The 15653-nt window shown below is 71.7% G+C and carries 16 protein-coding genes; 10 read left to right on the forward strand and 6 right to left on the reverse strand.

The window, feature by feature from the left end:
* Window positions 1–71: 71 nt before the first annotated feature.
* The gene (locus ABZX11_RS35375; protein ID WP_354921466.1) at window positions 72–1208 is read right to left on the reverse strand and encodes a serine hydrolase domain-containing protein; all 1137 of its coding nucleotides are present in this window, start codon (window positions 1206–1208) and stop codon (window positions 72–74) included.
* Window positions 1209–1308: 100 nt separating this feature from the next.
* Here ABZX11_RS35375 and ABZX11_RS35380 point away from each other — a divergent pair, with 100 nt between their 5' ends.
* From ABZX11_RS35380 to ABZX11_RS35395, 4 genes are all read left to right on the forward strand, one after another.
* Window positions 1309–1722, forward strand: coding sequence for a hypothetical protein (locus ABZX11_RS35380; RefSeq protein WP_354921469.1), 414 nt, complete (start codon window positions 1309–1311; stop codon window positions 1720–1722).
* Window positions 1723–1752: 30 nt separating this feature from the next.
* Window positions 1753–2118: a VOC family protein gene (locus ABZX11_RS35385; RefSeq protein ID WP_354921472.1), complete on the forward strand. Its 366-nt coding sequence runs from the start codon at window positions 1753–1755 to the stop codon at window positions 2116–2118.
* A 1417-nt stretch (window positions 2119–3535) separates the two neighbouring features.
* Entirely contained in the window at window positions 3536–5206 is a 1671-nt protein-coding gene (locus tag ABZX11_RS35390; RefSeq protein ID WP_354921475.1) for a hypothetical protein, read from the forward strand.
* Between the two features lie 15 nt (window positions 5207–5221).
* Entirely contained in the window at window positions 5222–5623 is a 402-nt protein-coding gene (locus ABZX11_RS35395) for an NUDIX hydrolase (RefSeq protein ID WP_354921478.1), read from the forward strand.
* A gap of 209 nt (window positions 5624–5832) precedes the next feature.
* On the opposite strand, the gene ABZX11_RS35400 is transcribed toward ABZX11_RS35395, so the two are convergent.
* The 3 genes from ABZX11_RS35400 to ABZX11_RS35410 form a co-directional block, all read right to left on the reverse strand.
* On the reverse strand, window positions 5833–6570 hold the full coding sequence (locus tag ABZX11_RS35400) for a dihydrofolate reductase family protein (RefSeq protein WP_354921590.1): 738 nt from the start codon (window positions 6568–6570) through the stop codon (window positions 5833–5835).
* Window positions 6567–7133, reverse strand: a complete 567-nt coding sequence (locus ABZX11_RS35405; RefSeq protein WP_176175321.1) for a dihydropteroate synthase — start codon at window positions 7131–7133, stop codon at window positions 6567–6569. The genes ABZX11_RS35400 and ABZX11_RS35405 overlap by 4 nt, the downstream gene beginning before the upstream one ends.
* A gap of 114 nt (window positions 7134–7247) precedes the next feature.
* Window positions 7248–7547 (reverse strand): hypothetical protein, encoded by a 300-nt coding sequence (locus ABZX11_RS35410; RefSeq protein WP_354921481.1) that lies wholly within the window; start codon window positions 7545–7547, stop codon window positions 7248–7250.
* A gap of 210 nt (window positions 7548–7757) precedes the next feature.
* Here ABZX11_RS35410 and ABZX11_RS35415 point away from each other — a divergent pair, with 210 nt between their 5' ends.
* From ABZX11_RS35415 to ABZX11_RS35435, 5 genes are read left to right on the forward strand one after another with little or no spacing between them, the layout of a single operon-like run.
* Window positions 7758–8666, forward strand: coding sequence for a hypothetical protein (locus ABZX11_RS35415; protein ID WP_354921484.1), 909 nt, complete (start codon window positions 7758–7760; stop codon window positions 8664–8666).
* Window positions 8667–8699: 33 nt separating this feature from the next.
* The gene (locus tag ABZX11_RS35420; protein WP_254897180.1) at window positions 8700–9881 is read left to right on the forward strand and encodes a histidinol-phosphate transaminase; all 1182 of its coding nucleotides are present in this window, start codon (window positions 8700–8702) and stop codon (window positions 9879–9881) included.
* 11 nt (window positions 9882–9892) lie between these two features.
* Window positions 9893–10819 (forward strand): phosphotransferase, encoded by a 927-nt coding sequence (locus ABZX11_RS35425; RefSeq protein WP_176175317.1) that lies wholly within the window; start codon window positions 9893–9895, stop codon window positions 10817–10819.
* Between the two features lie 29 nt (window positions 10820–10848).
* Window positions 10849–11538 carry a TetR/AcrR family transcriptional regulator gene (locus tag ABZX11_RS35430; protein ID WP_354921488.1) on the forward strand — a complete coding sequence of 230 codons (690 nt, stop codon included), beginning with the start codon at window positions 10849–10851 and terminating at the stop codon, window positions 11536–11538.
* Window positions 11539–11570: 32 nt separating this feature from the next.
* A complete protein-coding gene (locus tag ABZX11_RS35435; protein WP_354921491.1) occupies window positions 11571–12419 on the forward strand; it encodes an LLM class F420-dependent oxidoreductase in 849 nt (282 codons plus the stop codon).
* On the opposite strand, the gene ABZX11_RS35440 is transcribed toward ABZX11_RS35435, so the two are convergent.
* Window positions 12420–13157, reverse strand: coding sequence for a nitroreductase/quinone reductase family protein (locus ABZX11_RS35440; protein ID WP_354921494.1), 738 nt, complete (start codon window positions 13155–13157; stop codon window positions 12420–12422).
* A 63-nt stretch (window positions 13158–13220) separates the two neighbouring features.
* Window positions 13221–14057, reverse strand: coding sequence for a hypothetical protein (locus ABZX11_RS35445; RefSeq protein ID WP_354921497.1), 837 nt, complete (start codon window positions 14055–14057; stop codon window positions 13221–13223).
* Between the two features lie 61 nt (window positions 14058–14118).
* On the opposite strand from ABZX11_RS35445, the gene ABZX11_RS35450 reads away from it, so the two are divergent.
* Window positions 14119–15642 carry an AMP-binding protein gene (locus ABZX11_RS35450; protein WP_354921500.1) on the forward strand — a complete coding sequence of 508 codons (1524 nt, stop codon included), beginning with the start codon at window positions 14119–14121 and terminating at the stop codon, window positions 15640–15642.
* The last annotated feature ends 11 nt before the right edge of the window (window positions 15643–15653 follow it).

Below are 15653 nucleotides of genomic sequence, written 5' to 3' on the forward strand. Positions count from 1 at the left end.
CAGGTGTTGCTCCGGGCACGCACCGTGACAACGGGACCGGTGGCCGGGGCCGGGATGTCCTGTGTGGACGGTCAGGCGGTCGCCGCCGCGTGGACGGCGCGGACCAGGCGGGCGTTCTCCGGGGCCGCGCCACCCGGGAACGCGAACCGGCGGCGGTTGTAGCCGTACGCGAGGCCGCTGCGCGGGTCCGCGAACGCCTGGGAACCGGCCGCGCCACTGTGGCCGAACGCTCCCTGGCCCAGCTGCGGGTAGTTGTCCGAGACGATCGCGAAGCCGAGCCCGAACGCGTTGCGGTTGCGGGTGGCGAGGTCGTCGCCGATCGAGTGGATCTGCGCGAACTCCGCGGCCGTCTCCGGGCGCAGGAGCGGCTCCGGGCCGCTGATCGCCGCCGCGTACATCCCGGCCAGACCGCGAGCCGACGCGACGCCGCCCACCGACGCCGGGCTCAGCGTGCGGACGACCTTGAGGTTCGGCAGCTCCCACAGCTCGGGCGCCTTCGGGTGGTTCCGGTTGAAGGCGATGCCCGTGATGCTGTTCGGCGCGGTCGCGTTCGCCTGCAGCTCGGCCAGCTGCTCCGGCGTCGGCAGCATCGGCTGGGTGGTCAGGAAGCGTGGCTCCAGCTCCTCCGGCAGGCCGAGGTGGAAGTCCAAGTCGAACGGCTTCCGGACGCGCTCCTCGTAGTGCTCCTGGATGCTGCGGCCGGTGACGCGCCGGACGACCTCGCCGGTCAGCGCGCCGATCACCAGCGCGTGGTAGCCGAACGCGGTGCCGGGCCGCCAGTACGGCCGCTGCGGGGCGAGCCGCTCGGCGATGACGCGGTCGTCCGCGATCTCTTCGCCGGTGAACCCGTCGTCGGCGCCCACGACGCCGGCGCGGTGCGCGAGCAGCTCCCGCAGGGTGATGCCGTCCTTGCCGGCGGCGCCGAACTCCGGCCAGTAGTGGGCGACCCGCTCGTCGAGGTCGAGCACGCCGTCCTGCACGAGCAGCGCGACCACCAGGTGCGCGGCGCCCTTCGTCGAGGAGAACACGCCGGTCAGCGAGTCGCCGGTGATGTCGGGCCCGGTCCACAGGTCGACAACCCGCTCCCCGTCGACGTGCGCGACGAGCTGGGCGGCGTAGTCACCCCCTTCCGCGGCCGCAACGGCGGCGAACTCCTCCCGGACGGCCTCGAACCCGTCGGCGACGGTTCCCTCGATGTGCTCGGACATGGCAGCTCCCTCAGTGATCAAACGCCTGCGCCAGGAAGCAACCCACGGGAAGCCGAGGTATTCCGGTAACACGCGATCGCCCGGACGGGATGTTCCCGGCATGGGGGAGATCGAGGCGGAGGAGACCACTACCCGGGCCGGCCGCGGCCTGGCGATCGCGTCGCTCGCGATCGGTGCGGCCGGCTTCACGCTGGCGGTCGCGACCTGGGCGGCCTGGCTGATCGTCCGGCCGGGGATCGTCTCCGCGTGGATGCTCTCGTGGGTCACGCAGGCGTTCATCCTGGTTCTCGGAGCGTTGTGGTTCGCGCTGCTGCCGATCAGCGTGCTGGCACTGGTGTTCGGCATCTGCGCCGGCGCACGCACCCGGCCCGGTTCCGCCCGGATCGGGGCCACGCTGGCTGTGATCACCGCCCTTCTGGCGTTGTCGGGTGCCGCGGTGTTCGCGACGACGTCCTGGCACCGGATCGGCCCGCCGATCGCCTACTTCGACCCGGGAACCCCCGGACCGCGGTAGAGAACCCGCCGCGCGGGTACCAGTCCGATCATGAAGCTGACCTCCACCGTGCTCGGCACCCCGGAACCCCGGGCGCTGGCCGAGTTCTACTCGAAGCTCCTCGGCTGGCCGATCCGCACCGACGAACCGGAGTGGGTGACCCTGCGCCCGGACGACGGCAGCGCGGGCCTGTCGTTCCAGCTGGAGACCGGCCACGTTCCCCCGGTGTGGCCCCCGGCCGAGGGTGCCCAGCAGATGCAGCTGCACCTCGACATCGAGGTCGACGACCTTCAGAAGGCAACGGCCGCGGCGACTGCGGCGGGTGCGGTGGTCGCGGAGTTTCAGCCGCAGGACGACGTGCGGGTCTGTTTTGATCCGGCTGGGCACCCGTTCTGCCTCTGGACGCGCACGGGGTGACTCGGGACCCGGGCCGCGGCGCTGTACCGGCGCAGGCTGAAAGCCGGTTTGCTTGCGAGTCCGCAACGGATTCGCGCGGGCGCCTGCCTTTGAGGTCCATCGCCTCGCCGTGGCTGGCGGTCGCTCCGGTCGACAGCCCTGCGCGGCTACCGCGGGTGACGGTGATCCGCGGGCGTGCGCGGCCGGGGTGAGTCTGCACCGCCGGCGGAACAGCTTGCCGTCGCGTTCGTCGAGCGTGGTCCGCGCCGAGGTCGAGGGCTCATGGGTGCCGGCGGAGGAGCTCGGTCTGCCGCGGTTCCACTCGATCCGGGCGGGCCTCCTCGCCGGTGGGCCGGCCGACGAAGGCGGTCGCGGCTATCGATCTCGCGCGGAACGGGCGCCGAAGCCGACCGGGAAAAGCGGCTGGCGGCCGAGGATCGTGAACGCCGGTTCGATCTGGTGCACGCGCCGCTGGTTCGGTTCACCGTGATCGAGGTCGCGGCCGCTTCCTGTGGAACGCGCACCACATCGCCACTGAAGGCAGCCGATCCTCATTCGCGGGCTGGCCACGCACGGCCCGGCGGCCGTGCTGCCGGAGGTCGCGCCGTTCCGGGGCTACACCGTCGGGGGAGGCGGCGGTGCGGTAGGGACGCGTAGAGGCCGCGCCGCCGCTGCCGGACGGTCAGGGCGGGCACCTGAGCCTCGCCTGGCTCGGCCGCCAGGACGAGCGGAAGCCCGGCAGGCATGGCGCGGAGTCCTCGACGGCCTCGCCGTGCCCACGGAGGTGGCGCCGGAGCTCGACGGCCCCACCGAGCCCACGAAGGTGACGCCGGAGCTCGACAGCCCACCGAGCCCACGAAAGTGACGCCGAAGCTCGACAGCCCACCGAGCCCACGAAAGTGACACCGAAGCTCGACGACCTCATCGAACCCGCGAAGGCGACGCCGAAGCTCGACAGCCCACCGAGCCCACGAAAGTGACACCGAAGCTCGACGACCTCATCGAACCCGCGAAGGTGACGCCGGACCTCGACGACCTCACCGAACCCACGAAGGTGACGCCGGACCTCGACGGCCCCACCGAGCCAACGAAGGGGGCGCCGGAGCTCGATGGCCACCTGAACGCGGTGTCGGAGTCCGCCGAGCTGGTGCTGCCGGCACGGAAGCACTGTCCGGGTGATGCGCGCGGAGGTGCTGCGCGTCGCCGGGAGCCACTTCGTGGAGGCCGCCCGCCTTGGCGGGGCCCGGCGCACACGGGTGGTGCTGCGCCACGTGCATCGAGGGGTGTCGTGAGCTTGGCGGGTCGCGCCGGCGGCCGGGAGCTTGGTGAGTGTTGCGGACCCGGGGGGCGCTCGTGGGGTGACGCCCCGCGTTCGAACGGTCACAGGATCCGCTATGTTCGGCTGAGGTCCTGTTCTCGGCGAACGGAGTTGAGTCCTGTGGGGGTGCACCGGATCTGGCACCACGGACTGGTCCCCACCGAGGGAAAACGCCCCCTGGACGCGTTGCGCAGCAGGCTGATCAGCCGCGAGAGGCAGCACGACGACTACACGGTGACCGATCTCGGCTCGTCCGATGACGGCGGTTCGCGCCGGTGTGATCTTCAGTTCGCGTACGAGGGCGGCGAAGGCCGCTACTCCGTTCAGGTATTGCTTTCGCTGTGCTACCGCGCCGGCGAAGATCGGGTGACGTGGTTGCTGACCGCTGCGTGCACGCGGCCGTGGCGCAGCTGCCACGACGCTCCCGCGCAGCGGATCGGGCTGGAAGAGCTGGGCGCCAGCGGTAGCGACGAAATCCCGATCGAGACGCCGGTGCTGGCGATGCGGGGCTGGTCGCGCAAGGAGTGCGACCACCTCGCCGACCTCCTGGGCGAGGCGCTGGTGGCACCGTGGCGCTCTTCGGCGGTGCTGGTGCTCACCGAGCCGCCGACGGTACCGGTCGAGGGGTGGCCCGGGCTGGTCAACGTCTTCGACGTCGACGATCGCTTCCGCCACACCCTCAACCGGCACCTGCCGCTCGGCTGCGCGGTGCCGCAGGGCGCGCGGCTCTACGTGCCGCCCTGCGACCAGCTGCCGGACTTCGTCGTCACCGAGAGCCCCGTCTCCGGCGAGGCGCTGCAGGGGGCGATCACCCGGCTCATCCAGGCCCGCGGCCGGACGCCCCTGCCCGAGGAGTGGGCGGACGTGCCGAGCGTGCGGGCCTGGTACGCCGCCGATCCGTTCGCCTCGCCGGAACGCGAGCCCGACGCCGAACTGGTCGAGAAGCTCGGCCGCGCCGAGCGCGAGCTGGCCGAGGCGCGGCGCGTGATCACCATTCTGCGGAAGAAAGCCAAGGCCCACGCCGAGGAACGGGACCGGCACGCCTGCGAGGTGAAGACGCTCCGCCGCCGGCTCGAGGACGCGTGCGCGACCGACGTCGCCTGCCTGCGCGACCAGCTTGCGCAACTGCAGGCGGAGGCCGACGACTACGCGCGGGCGTTCGAGGAGACCGAGGCCGAGCGCGACGAGCTCCGGCGTGTCAACGGGCTGCTGGCGGGGCGGCTCGCCCGCCACCACGACGCCGACGACGAGGTCGCCGACGCCGGGCGCCCGCCGGAGGACTTCCCGAGTTTCGCCGAGCTGATCGGCGCCGCGGCCGCCTCGCTGAAGCACCTCGCGATCACGGCCGAGCCGGCGCCGGCCGCGATCCTCGACCACCACCCCAAGGCCGCCGCCTGGCGCCGCAAGGCCTGGGACGCGCTCCGCACCCTCGACGCCTACGCCGGCGCCCGGACCTCCCTGCTCGACGCGGGCCAGGACCCGGGCCCCGAGCTCTCGGACGTGCTCGCCTTCGCCCGCACCGGCCAGCCGGGTTCGCTGATCAGCGCGAACATCATCGCCCTGGCCGAGTCCGACACGGTGACCACTAACGAGCGGCTCCGCCAGGCCCGCACGTTCCGCGTCGACCCGCGGACGAACCCGGCTGGCCGCGACTACTTCGGCGCCCACATCGCCTTGGAGCGGTTCAAGTCGCCGGCCCCGCGGCTGCACTTCCTCGACGACACCGACCGCACGGGCACGGTGTACGTCGGGTACCTCGGCGCCCACCTGCCGACGTCGAAGACCAACTGAGCGAGAATCGCGCGCATGACGGAGATCGCGCACAAGCACCTGGCCTACTGCTGGATCGCCCGCGGCGACCGGGTGCTGTTCCTCCGCCGCGGACCCGGGGTGTTCCTCGCGGGCAAGTGGGAACTGCCCGGCGGCACGGCCGAGCCGGGCGAACGCTTCGAGGACACAGCGACGCGCGAAGCGGCGGAGGAGACCGGGTTGACGGTGCGCGTCACCGGTGAACTGGCGCGCGACGCGTGGCCGGACGTGACGGGGCGGCCGTTGCGCATCCACGCTTTCGTTTACACGGTGGAAGAAACGGGCGCCGGCGAGGTGGTGCTGAATCCCGAGGAGCACGACGACTTCGCGTGGCTGACGCGGGCGGAGGCTCGGGAACTTCCGCTGCCGGACCACTTCCGGCGGCTGGTCGATCGGTAGGGGATTTCCTTGGCGCAGCACCGGTTCGCGGTGCTGCCGAGGTCTTCGGGCGGTGATCATGTCTTCGACGGTACCCGAACAAATGTGCGACCGTCATCGCTGGAACGGGTGAACTGCAGCGGGGCCGTGAGCAGCGATTTCCCTTGTGCCGCAACGGGTATCGCGCCAGGGAGCCCCGATTTCCACGCTAGCAGAGGGGACCGACAAAACTAGCGCGGTGCCAGGTACCGCAGCAGAACGCTGGCGCCGTCGGTGAGCACCGAAGCCAGCTCCAGTGACGCCGGATCCACCGGCGCACCAACAGATGCCCGGCTGGCGGTCCCCGCCACCAGGAACGGCGCCACCGTCAACCGGAACTCGTCGACCACGCCCGCCTCGATCAACGACCCGAACAACCTCGGCCCGCCCTCGCAATCGATGCGGCCCAAGCCCTCCGCCACCAGCGTCGACACCACGCGCTCGGCCGACACCTCCCGCTCCCCCACCACGAACACCCGGGCGCCGGCGGCCGACCAGGCGTCGCGCAACTCGGCAGGGGCCGCCGCGGACGTGAACACCAACGTCGGGACCGCCGCCTTGGTGATCACCGGCGCGTCCGGGGGCAGGGAGCGGCCCGTCGTCACCACCGCCACCGGGGCGATCGGGGCCAGGCCGAACCTCCTGCGACGCTCGGCCGTCGCAGCGTCCGGGCGCATTCCCTCGAAGCCCTCCGCCACCGCCGTTCCCGCGCCCACCAGTACCACGTCGGCCAGGTCGTTGCCGAGGCGGTAGACGATGCGGTCCGCCGGGGTCGACAGCGCCCCGGAGCGGCCTTCGACCTCGATGGCGCCGTCCGTGCTCGACACGAAGTTCACCGCCAGCCAGCGGGGGTTCGCCGGGTAGCGGTACAGCTGCTCGAGGTCGGCGTCGGTGAGGTCGCGGGCGGACGGCCAGACCTCCCGGATCACTCCCACCGGACCGCCTTCGCCGGCGGGCGCGTGCCCGCGATGCTCGCCGCCATCTCCGCCACCTGACGCACCTGGCGGACGTGTTTCGTGCGGATGATCGCCACCCCCGCCGACGCCGCGAGGGCCGCCCGGGCGAGCCCCGCCGGCGTGCCGTCTTCGGCGACCGAAGCCAGCACCGGCACGTCTTCGGCGGGCATCGACCGGAAGTCCCCGATGTCCACGGCAACGGACAAACCGGCCACGAGCGAAGGGGCCGCGTACCCGGCGTCGTACCGGGCCGCGACCTCGGACAGGTCCGCGCTCGTCACGATCAGGTCGGCGCCCGCTTCGCAGCAGGCCGCGGCGACCGACGGGTCCGCGGTGTCGACGCCGATGACGAGGTCGGGGAACGCCGACCGGGCCTGCTCGACCAGGGACTCGGCGCCGGCTCCGGCGAAACTCACGAGGTCGGCGCCGTCGGCGACGGCGTCACGGGCCGCGGGGAGCGACTCGACCGCGGCCAGCACCAGCGCGCGGTCACGGCTCAACCGGCGGCCCCGGAAGACGAGGTCGGGGGTTTTCATCGCACTCTCCCTGGCTGGACGTCCTTCGCGATCATAAGCGAGGTCCAGCGGGCGAGTGCTCTTCGCCGTCAGGTGGCGGGGCGTCGTCGCCGGGCCACCCGACCCGACGGTTCCTCAGGAGGCGATGGCCTCGTTGATCGCCAGCAGCTCCTGGGCGGTGCGCGTGGCGGCGAACTCGATGACGTCGTACCGGGCGAGCCTGCGGACCACGAACGGGTCGCTGGCGAGCACGGCGTCGAGCTTGCCGCGCAGCACCGAGCGGGCCAGTATCACGTGGTCGGCCGCGCCGTTACCCTTTCCGCAAACCAGGAAGAGTCCTTTCGTGAATTGTTTGCGCACCCACTCCGAATGGTCGGGAAGCGCGTAGTCGACTTCTGTTTCGGGCGCCGTATAGGTCAACAGTGCGATGTACATGTCTGCAGGATAGGACGCTTTTGCCGCCACCGCATCCGCCTGGCGAGTGTCACGCGGCACGCCTCTCGTCAATATTCCGTCAAGAAAAAATAAATTCCTTTACCCGCGCTTTTTCGACATACTCGCCGATTGCCGTACGCACGTCGTCGTACGTCGAGGTGCCATCCCCTGGCCGACGCGGCGGCGACCCGGGGCCGCGAGACTCCCGGTATGAACGCACTCACCCGGATCCGGCACGACGGAAGGCGAGCCGAGCGGATCGCCTACGCCGTCGGTGCGGCCCTGTTCCTCAGCGGCGTCGCGCACGCGCTCGTGCTCCTCGCCACCGGCGGCTCGTGGCTGGGCCCGCTGTCGATGCGCAAGGCCGTCACGTTCGGCCTGTCGTTCGGGTTGACGCTCGCGTCGGTCGCCTGGGCGACGTCGTTCCTCACCATGCGCCCGCGGCTGCGCACGGTCCTGCTCGGCGCGTTCACCGTGGCGAGCGTCGCCGAAGTCGTCCTGGTCAGCATGCAGGCGTGGCGCGGAGTGCCGTCGCACTTCAACTTCGAGACGCCCTTCGACACCTTCGTCTCCATGACGCTGGCCGCGGGTGGCGGGGTGCTCGTCCTGGCCGTCATCGGCTTCACGGCCACCGCGCTCGTGGAACCGGGCCCGGCCGCGCCGAGCCTGCGCCTGGCCGTCCGCGCCGGCCTGGCCGTGCTGCTGGTCGCACTGGCCACCGGGGCGGTGATGATCGGCCGCGGGGTGGTCGCGGCCCGCGGCGGCGACCCGCAACTGGCCTACACCACCGCCGGCTCGCTCAAGCCGCTGCACGCGGTCGCGATGCACGCGATCCTGGTGCTGCCCGCGCTGGCCTGGCTGCTGCGGTTCACCGGCCATCCCGAAGCGCACCGGCTGCGCGTCGTCCAGACGGCCGTCGCCGCCGACGCCGTGCTCACCGCCGTGATCGGTGTCGAGTCCTTCACCGGCATCGACCCGCTGGCCGCCCCCTTGCCGTTCCTGCTCGTGTCCGCACTGGCCGCGGCGGTATTGGCTGGCACCGGAATCCACGCGTTGTCCGGCATTGAACCGGCCGCCCGATTCGTACGTGTCCTCAACGGGAAGGCAAGGGGCCGGTAAAGCGGCGGACGGAGAACACGCGTGCGGCACGGTATGACCCCCCAGGGCCTTTTCCGGCAGGACAAGGCCCACAGCCCGTCGTTCTTCTCCGTGGCCAGGGCGATGGGCCAGTACGCGGACGACCTCGCGGACTTCTGCATCCCGTGCAACCCGTACTTCCCGACCGACGAGATGTTCGGCGAGCTCGAACGCAACCTCCGCACGATCCTCAAGTTCTACCCGAGCGACGCCGCCGCGATCACCGCGCAGCTGGCGAGCGTGCTGCGGCTCAACCCGTCGACGATCTCGCTCGCCAACGGCTCGACCGAGCTGATCACCTGGATCGACCAGCTGCTGGTCGGGTCCAGCGTCGCCGTGCCGATCCCGACGTTCGGCCGGTGGACCGACCAGCCGATGGAGACCGGCAAGCGCGTCGACATGTTCCTGCTGAAGGAGGCCGACGGCTTCGAGCTGCGGGTGGATGACTACCTCGACTTCATCAAGCGCCGCGGCTCCCGGGTCGCGGTGCTGTGCAACCCGAACAACCCCGACGGCGGGTACCTGCCGCGTCGCGAGGTGATCCGGTTCATGGACGCCCTCGAGGACCTCGACCTGGTCGTGATCGACGAATCGTTCGTCGACTTCGTCGAGGTCGAGCGGAACCCGTCGGTGGCCGCCGAAGCCGTCGTCCGGCCGAACGTGATCGTGCTGAAGAGCCTGGGCAAGAACTTCGGGCTGCACGGGATCCGGTTCGGCTACCAGGTCTCCAACCCGGCGCTGACGCGCAAGCTGTCGGCGGCGCTGCCGAAGTGGAACCTGAACTCGCTCGCCGAGACCGTGATCTTCATGCTCGCCGAGCACCGCGCGGAGTACGAGGACAGCCTGAAGAAGCTTGCGCTCGACCGGTTCATGATGCAGTCGCAGCTCGGGCAGTTCCCGGAGCTGACGGTGTACCCGTCGCAGGCGAACTTCCTGCTCGTCAAGCTGCCCGCGTCGGTCGACGGCGCCGAGCTGTGCGACTACCTGCTCGCCGAGCACCACCTGCTGGTGCGCCAGTGCGGCAACAAGATCGGCATGACCAGCCAGTTCATGCGCTTCGGGGTGCGGCCGGACACCGAGGTCGAGCGGCTGGCCGAGGGACTGCGCGGCGTGGACCGGCTCGGCGGCGGGCGGCACACGACGCCGGCCATCGAGCTGGTCTCGCACTCCCGCGAGCCGGAACGGTCGATCAGCTGAGCACCTGGGCGATGGCCGACTTCCAGGCGAACTCCCGGCCGTTCGCCGAGCTGGACCGCGCCGGGCGGACCCGCCGCCTGCGCCGGCTCGCGGAAGCGGCGCTGACGGCCTACGCCGTGCCGGTGGCCCGCCTGACCCCGCTGGCCCACGGGCAGAACACGGCGTTCCGCGTCGACGGCGCCGACGGCCACCGGTACGTGCTGCGGGTGCAGCGGCCGGACGGTCCCGGTGCCGGCCAGGTCCGGGCCGAGATGGCCTGGCTCGCCGCGCTGCGCCGCGAGACCGACCTCGTCGTCCCGCAGCCGGTGCCGACGCGCACCCGGGACCTGGTCACCGTGGTCGCCGACCCGGCCGTGCCCGAACCACGCACCTGTGTGCTCGTGCACTGGGTCGAGGGCCGGTTCGTCGACGAACGGCTCAGCACGCCGCAGCTGTACGCGGTGGGCGAGTTCACCGCGCGGCTGCACCTGCACGGTTCGCGGATGAACGGCCTCGACCGCCGCCGCGTGGACGACCTCACGGAGTTCGGCCGCACCCAGGTGGACGGCTTCTCCACCGCGGTCGTCGACCGGGCCGTCGCGGCCGCCGGCGGCGACGAGCGGATCCGCACGGCGGTGGCCCGCGTCCGCGCGGTGCGCACCGAGCTGGGCTACGGCTCCGACGTCTTCGGCCTGGTGCACGGCGACCTGCACCAGGACAACTACCTGCTGCACCGCGGCCGGGTGCGCGCGATCGACTTCGACGACTGCGGCTACGGGCACTACGCCTACGACCTCGCCGTGGCGCTCGACGCCCTCCGGCACCTGCCGCAGCGCGAAGAGCTGAGAGAGGCGCTGCTCGACGGCTACCGGGCGGTGCGCCCGGCCGCGGCCACGACGGATCCGGGTGTGCTGGCCGCCTTCGCCGGGCTCCGGCGGGTCCAGCTTCGGCTGCGCTGACCGCTACAGGCCGTCGCTACAATTGCTACATGGCCGGACGATCGAGCAACGCCTCCAGCACCCGCGACCGCCTGCTCATGGCCGCGGGCCAGCTCCTGCACGAAGCCGGCGACGGACCGGTGTCGACGCGGGCGATCTGCGAGCGCGCCGGCGTCCAGGCCCCCACGCTCTACCACCACTTCGGCAGCAAGCAGGGCCTGCTCGACGCGGTCGTCAACTACGGCTTCACGCAGTACGTCCAGGCTCCGGAGCCGGGCGGCGACCCGGTGGAGCGGATCCGCGCGGGCTGGGACCGCCACGTCGAGTACGGCTTGGCGCACCCCGCGTTCTACGTGCTGCTCTACGGCCAGATCGAGCCGGGTGTCCCGTGCAACCTCACCTCGAGCGCCGAAGCGATGCTGCTTGAACTCTTCACGCCGTTGGCGCGCGAAGGCCGCCTGCGCGTCGAGGCGGCGGAGGCCGCGCGGCAGTTCGCGGCGGCCAACAGCGGCGTGACGCTCAGTCTGATCGCCCAGCCTGAGGACCGCCGGGACCTCACGATGTCCGCGCAGGTCAGGGAGTCGGTGCTGGCCGGGCTGCTCGTCGAGCGCCCCACCGAGGGCACGTCCGTCGGTGCCCTCGCTGTCGCTTTGTCGACCGCACTCGAGGACGACGACCGCGCCCTGACCCCGACCGAACGCCTGATGCTGCAGGAGTGGCTGCACCGGCTCGCCTCCTGACGACCAGCGATACATTTGCTATATTGACGCCTATGGCAAATGTATCGAGCACGTTCGGCGTGTTCCTGGCGCCGCACCGCGACGACGTGACCCGCAAGGAACAAGCGGTCGCGGCGGACGGCCTGGGCTACGGCGTGGTCTGGCTGGGCACCGGGCGCAACTCGGTCGGCGACCTCGCACTGGTCGAAGACATCCTCGCCGCGACCGAACGGATCACCGTGGCGACGGCGATCGTCAACATGTGGGTCGACGAGCCGGAAACCCTCGCCGCGTCCTACCACCGGCTTGCGGACCGGTACGGACAACGCCTGCTGCTCGGCATCGGCGTCGGTCACCCCGAGTCGGTCACCGGGTACCGCAGCCCCTACGCCAAGATCGTCGGCTACCTCGACCGGCTCGACGCGGCCGGCGTCCCGGTCGACGCCCGGATCCTCGCCGCGCTCGGCGACCGCGTGCTCGAGCTGGCCGCCGAGCGGACCGCGGGCGCGCACCCGTACCTCGTGCCGCCCACGCACACCCGGCACGCGCGGGCGATCCTCGGCGCGGGCAAGCTGCTGGCGCCGGAGCACAAGGTGGTCGTGGACGAGGATCCGGTGGCCGCGCGCGCCATCGGACGGCCGTACGTCCAGACCCCCTACCTGGGCCTCAGCAACTACGTGAAGAACCTGCTGCGCCACGGGTACACCGAGGCCGACGTCGACGGCGGCGGCAGTGACCGCCTGATCGACGACCTCGTGCTGCACGGCACGCCGGAGACGATCGCCAAGGGCCTGCTGTCCCACGTGGACGCCGGGGCCGACCACGTGGCGGTGCAGGTGCTCGGCCCGTCCCCCGCCGTCGAGCTGGCGAACCAGCGGCGGCTGGCCGAAGTGCTGCTCTGATCAGCCCGGGGCGGGCAGCAGGGCGTTCAGCGCGGCGACGAGCGTGCGTTCCTCGTAGGCGAAGTGACTGTCCAGTTCGGACCGGAGCCGGTCGAACTCCGCGCGGAGCCGGACCGGGTCGGCTTCGGCCTCGACGAGCTGCTGCACTTCTTCCTGCAGCCGCGCGACGACGACGTGCTCTTCGTCGAGTTTCGCCAGCGTGGGCGCGAGGGCGGGGAACCGGTCGGCCAGCACCGGGAAGATGTTCCTGGCCTCACCGGTGTGGTGCCTGGTGAGGGCCGTGCAGAGCCCGGCACAGCGCAGGCGCAGTTCCCGTGGGGTGCCGCAGTCCAGCTCGGCGCGCATCTCCTTCAGCTCGCCGCGCAGCCAGTCGTGCATCTCGACGAGCCAGTCGCCCATGCGGCGGGCGGTGTCGACCCGGTGCAGTTCGACGACGGGCAGGATCCGGGTCGTCCGCGCCTGGTAGTCCCCGAACCCCGGCTCCCGGGAGACCACCTCGGCGAACAGCTCGTCGCGGTCCGGCGGGAGGGCCGCCATCGCCTCGAACGTCTCGGTGTCCGTCTCCACCGTGACGAGCGGGTGGTGGCGGATGTTGTGGTACCAGGCCGGGTGCTTCGGCGCGCCCATCGCCGAGGCGACGACGACCAGCCGGCCGTCGATGTCCAGTGCACCCAGGGTCACCTGGTGCTTCCGGCCCGTCCGGGCGCCGGTCGTGGTGAGCTTGATCGAACGGGGCACGATCGCACGTTATCGACCGGGCCGGCGGCCGGGCATCCCTCAACCGCGTAGCCCGGACCCGGCTCAGCGAGCGGCGTCGGCGGCTTTCCGGGCGGCCGCGGCCGCCGCGTCGGCTTCGTCGAAGGCCGCTTTCGCCGCCTGGAACGCCGCCGTCGCGCGCTCGGCGCGTTCCTCCGCCTCGGCCAGGCGCTCGCGCAGGTCGTCGACGCGCGCGGTGGCCTGCTCGGCCGCGCGTTCGGTGCGGACCAGGTCGCGCTCGGCCGTCGCGCGTTCCTTCTCCCGCTCGGCGGTTTCCTTGCGCAGGCGCTCGCGTTCCGCGCGGGCCTTCGCCCTGTCTTCGGCTTCGCGTTCTTCACGCCGGTGATCGCGCTTCGGCCGGGCCGGTTCCGCCTTCTCCACCAGCTTCGCCGGACGCTTCCCGGTGGCGGTCGGGGCGCTCGCGGCCAGGCTGAACCACTGGTCGGTGTCCTGGTGCGCGACCGACGTCAGCCGCCCGGCGAGCGCCAGCGCGGCGGTGTCCGGGTCGGCGGCGACGGCTTCCAGGGTCGCCTCGACCTCGCGGGACACCGTGTCGCTCATCGACGGCAGCTCGTGGAGGATCCGCCGCACCAGCTCGCCGCGGCGGCGGGTCAGCGCGCGCAGGTCGTCGCCGGCCAGGCGGGTGTGCGCCTCCCGCAGTTCGGTGCCGAGCTCGGCCAGTTCGCTCAGCTGGTCGGAGTCGTCCCTGGCCAGGCCGTTGACGATCGCCGCGGCCGTGGTCGGCTTGCGAAGCTGCTGGATCCGCTTCGCGAGCTCCGCGTCGCCCGCCGCCTTCGCTGCCTTAACCGCCTTGGTGCGCGCGCTGACGAACTCCGCGAGGTCACCCCCGTAGAGCTCGCCGGCCACCGTGTCGAAGTCCATCGCGCTCCAGCGAACCACATCGGACTGGTGCGGGCACCCGGTGAAGAGTCATCATCGGGAGATGTTCTTCAATCTGGGTGTCCGGGACTTCCTCGACCGCGCGGAAACGGTGTACCCGGACCGCGTCGCGGTGGTCGACGAGCCGAACCAGCCGGCGCCGAGCTGGGGTTCGCTCACCTACCGCGAGGTGGCGCGCCGGGCCCGTGCGCAGGCCGCCAACCTCGACGCGCTGGGCGTGCCGGCCGGTGGGCGCGTCGCGGTGGTGTCGCACAACGCGGCGCGGCTGCTCGTGTCGTTCTTCGGTGTGTCCGCCTGGGGCCGGATCCTGGTGCCGGTGAACTTCCGGCTGGCGCCCGCCGAGGTCGAGTACATAGTGGAGCACTCCGGGGCGGAGGTGCTGATCGTCGACCCGGAGCTCGAGCACCTGCTCGACACGGTGACGGCGAAGCACGTCTTCGTCATCGGCCGCGACGACGACGCGATCTGGGGCGGCGACGGGACGCCCCGGCCGTGGGACGGCGACGAATCGGCCACCGCGACGATCAACTACACGTCGGGAACGACCGCGCGGCCGAAGGGCGTGCAGCTCACCCACCGCAACATCTGGCTGAACGCGGCCGTGTTCGGCCTGCACACGACGTTGAGCGACCGCGACGTCCTGCTGCACACGCTGCCGATGTTCCACTGCAACGGCTGGGGTATGCCGTACGCGGTGACCGGACTGGGCGGGCGGCACATCGTGCTGCGGAAGGTCGACGGCACCGAGATCCTGCGGCGCATCGACGAGCACGGCGTGACGATCCTCTGCGCCGCGCCCGCGGTGGTCACGGCGGCACTGGACGGCGCCGCTTCGTGGGAGAGCGAGATCCCCGGCCGCGACCGCGTCCGGATCGTCGTGGCCGGCGCGCCACCGCCGACACGCACGATCGAGCGGGTCCGGGCGGAGCTGGGCTGGGAGTTCATCCAGATCTACGGGCTGACCGAGACGGCGCCGCTGCTGACGGTCAACCGGATGCGCAGCGAGTGGGCGGACCTCGACCCGCACGAGCAGGCCCGGCTGCTGGGCCGCGCGGGGACGCCGGCGCTGGGCGTCCGGATCACCGTCGACACCGACGGCGAGGTGCTCGCCCAGTCGAACCACAACCTCGACGGCTACTGGGAGAACCCGGCGGAAACGGCGCGGGTGCAGGAGGGCGGCTGGTTCCACACGGGCGACGGCGGGACGTTCTCGGAGGGTTACCTGACGATCGCCGACCGCAAGAAGGACGTGATCATCTCCGGCGGCGAGAACGTGTCGTCGATCGAGGTGGAGGACGCGCTCAACTCGCACCCGGCGATCCGCGAGGCCGCGGTGATCGGCATCCCGGACGAGAAGTGGGGCGAGCTGGTGACGGCGCTGGTCGTCGTGGAGGGCTCCGTGACGGCGGAGGAGTTGATCGAGCACTGCCGCGGGTACCTGGCGGGGTACAAGTGCCCGAAGCGGATCGAGTTCCTGGAGGAGCTGCCGCGGACGGCGACCGGGAAGATCCAGAAGTTCAAGCTGCGGGAGCCGTTCTGGCAAGGCCAGGGGAGGCAGGTCAACTGAGGTTCCTCTTC

The sequence above is a fragment of the Amycolatopsis sp. NPDC004169 genome, assembly GCF_040610315.1.
Classification (GTDB): Bacteria; Actinomycetota; Actinomycetes; order Mycobacteriales; family Pseudonocardiaceae; genus Amycolatopsis.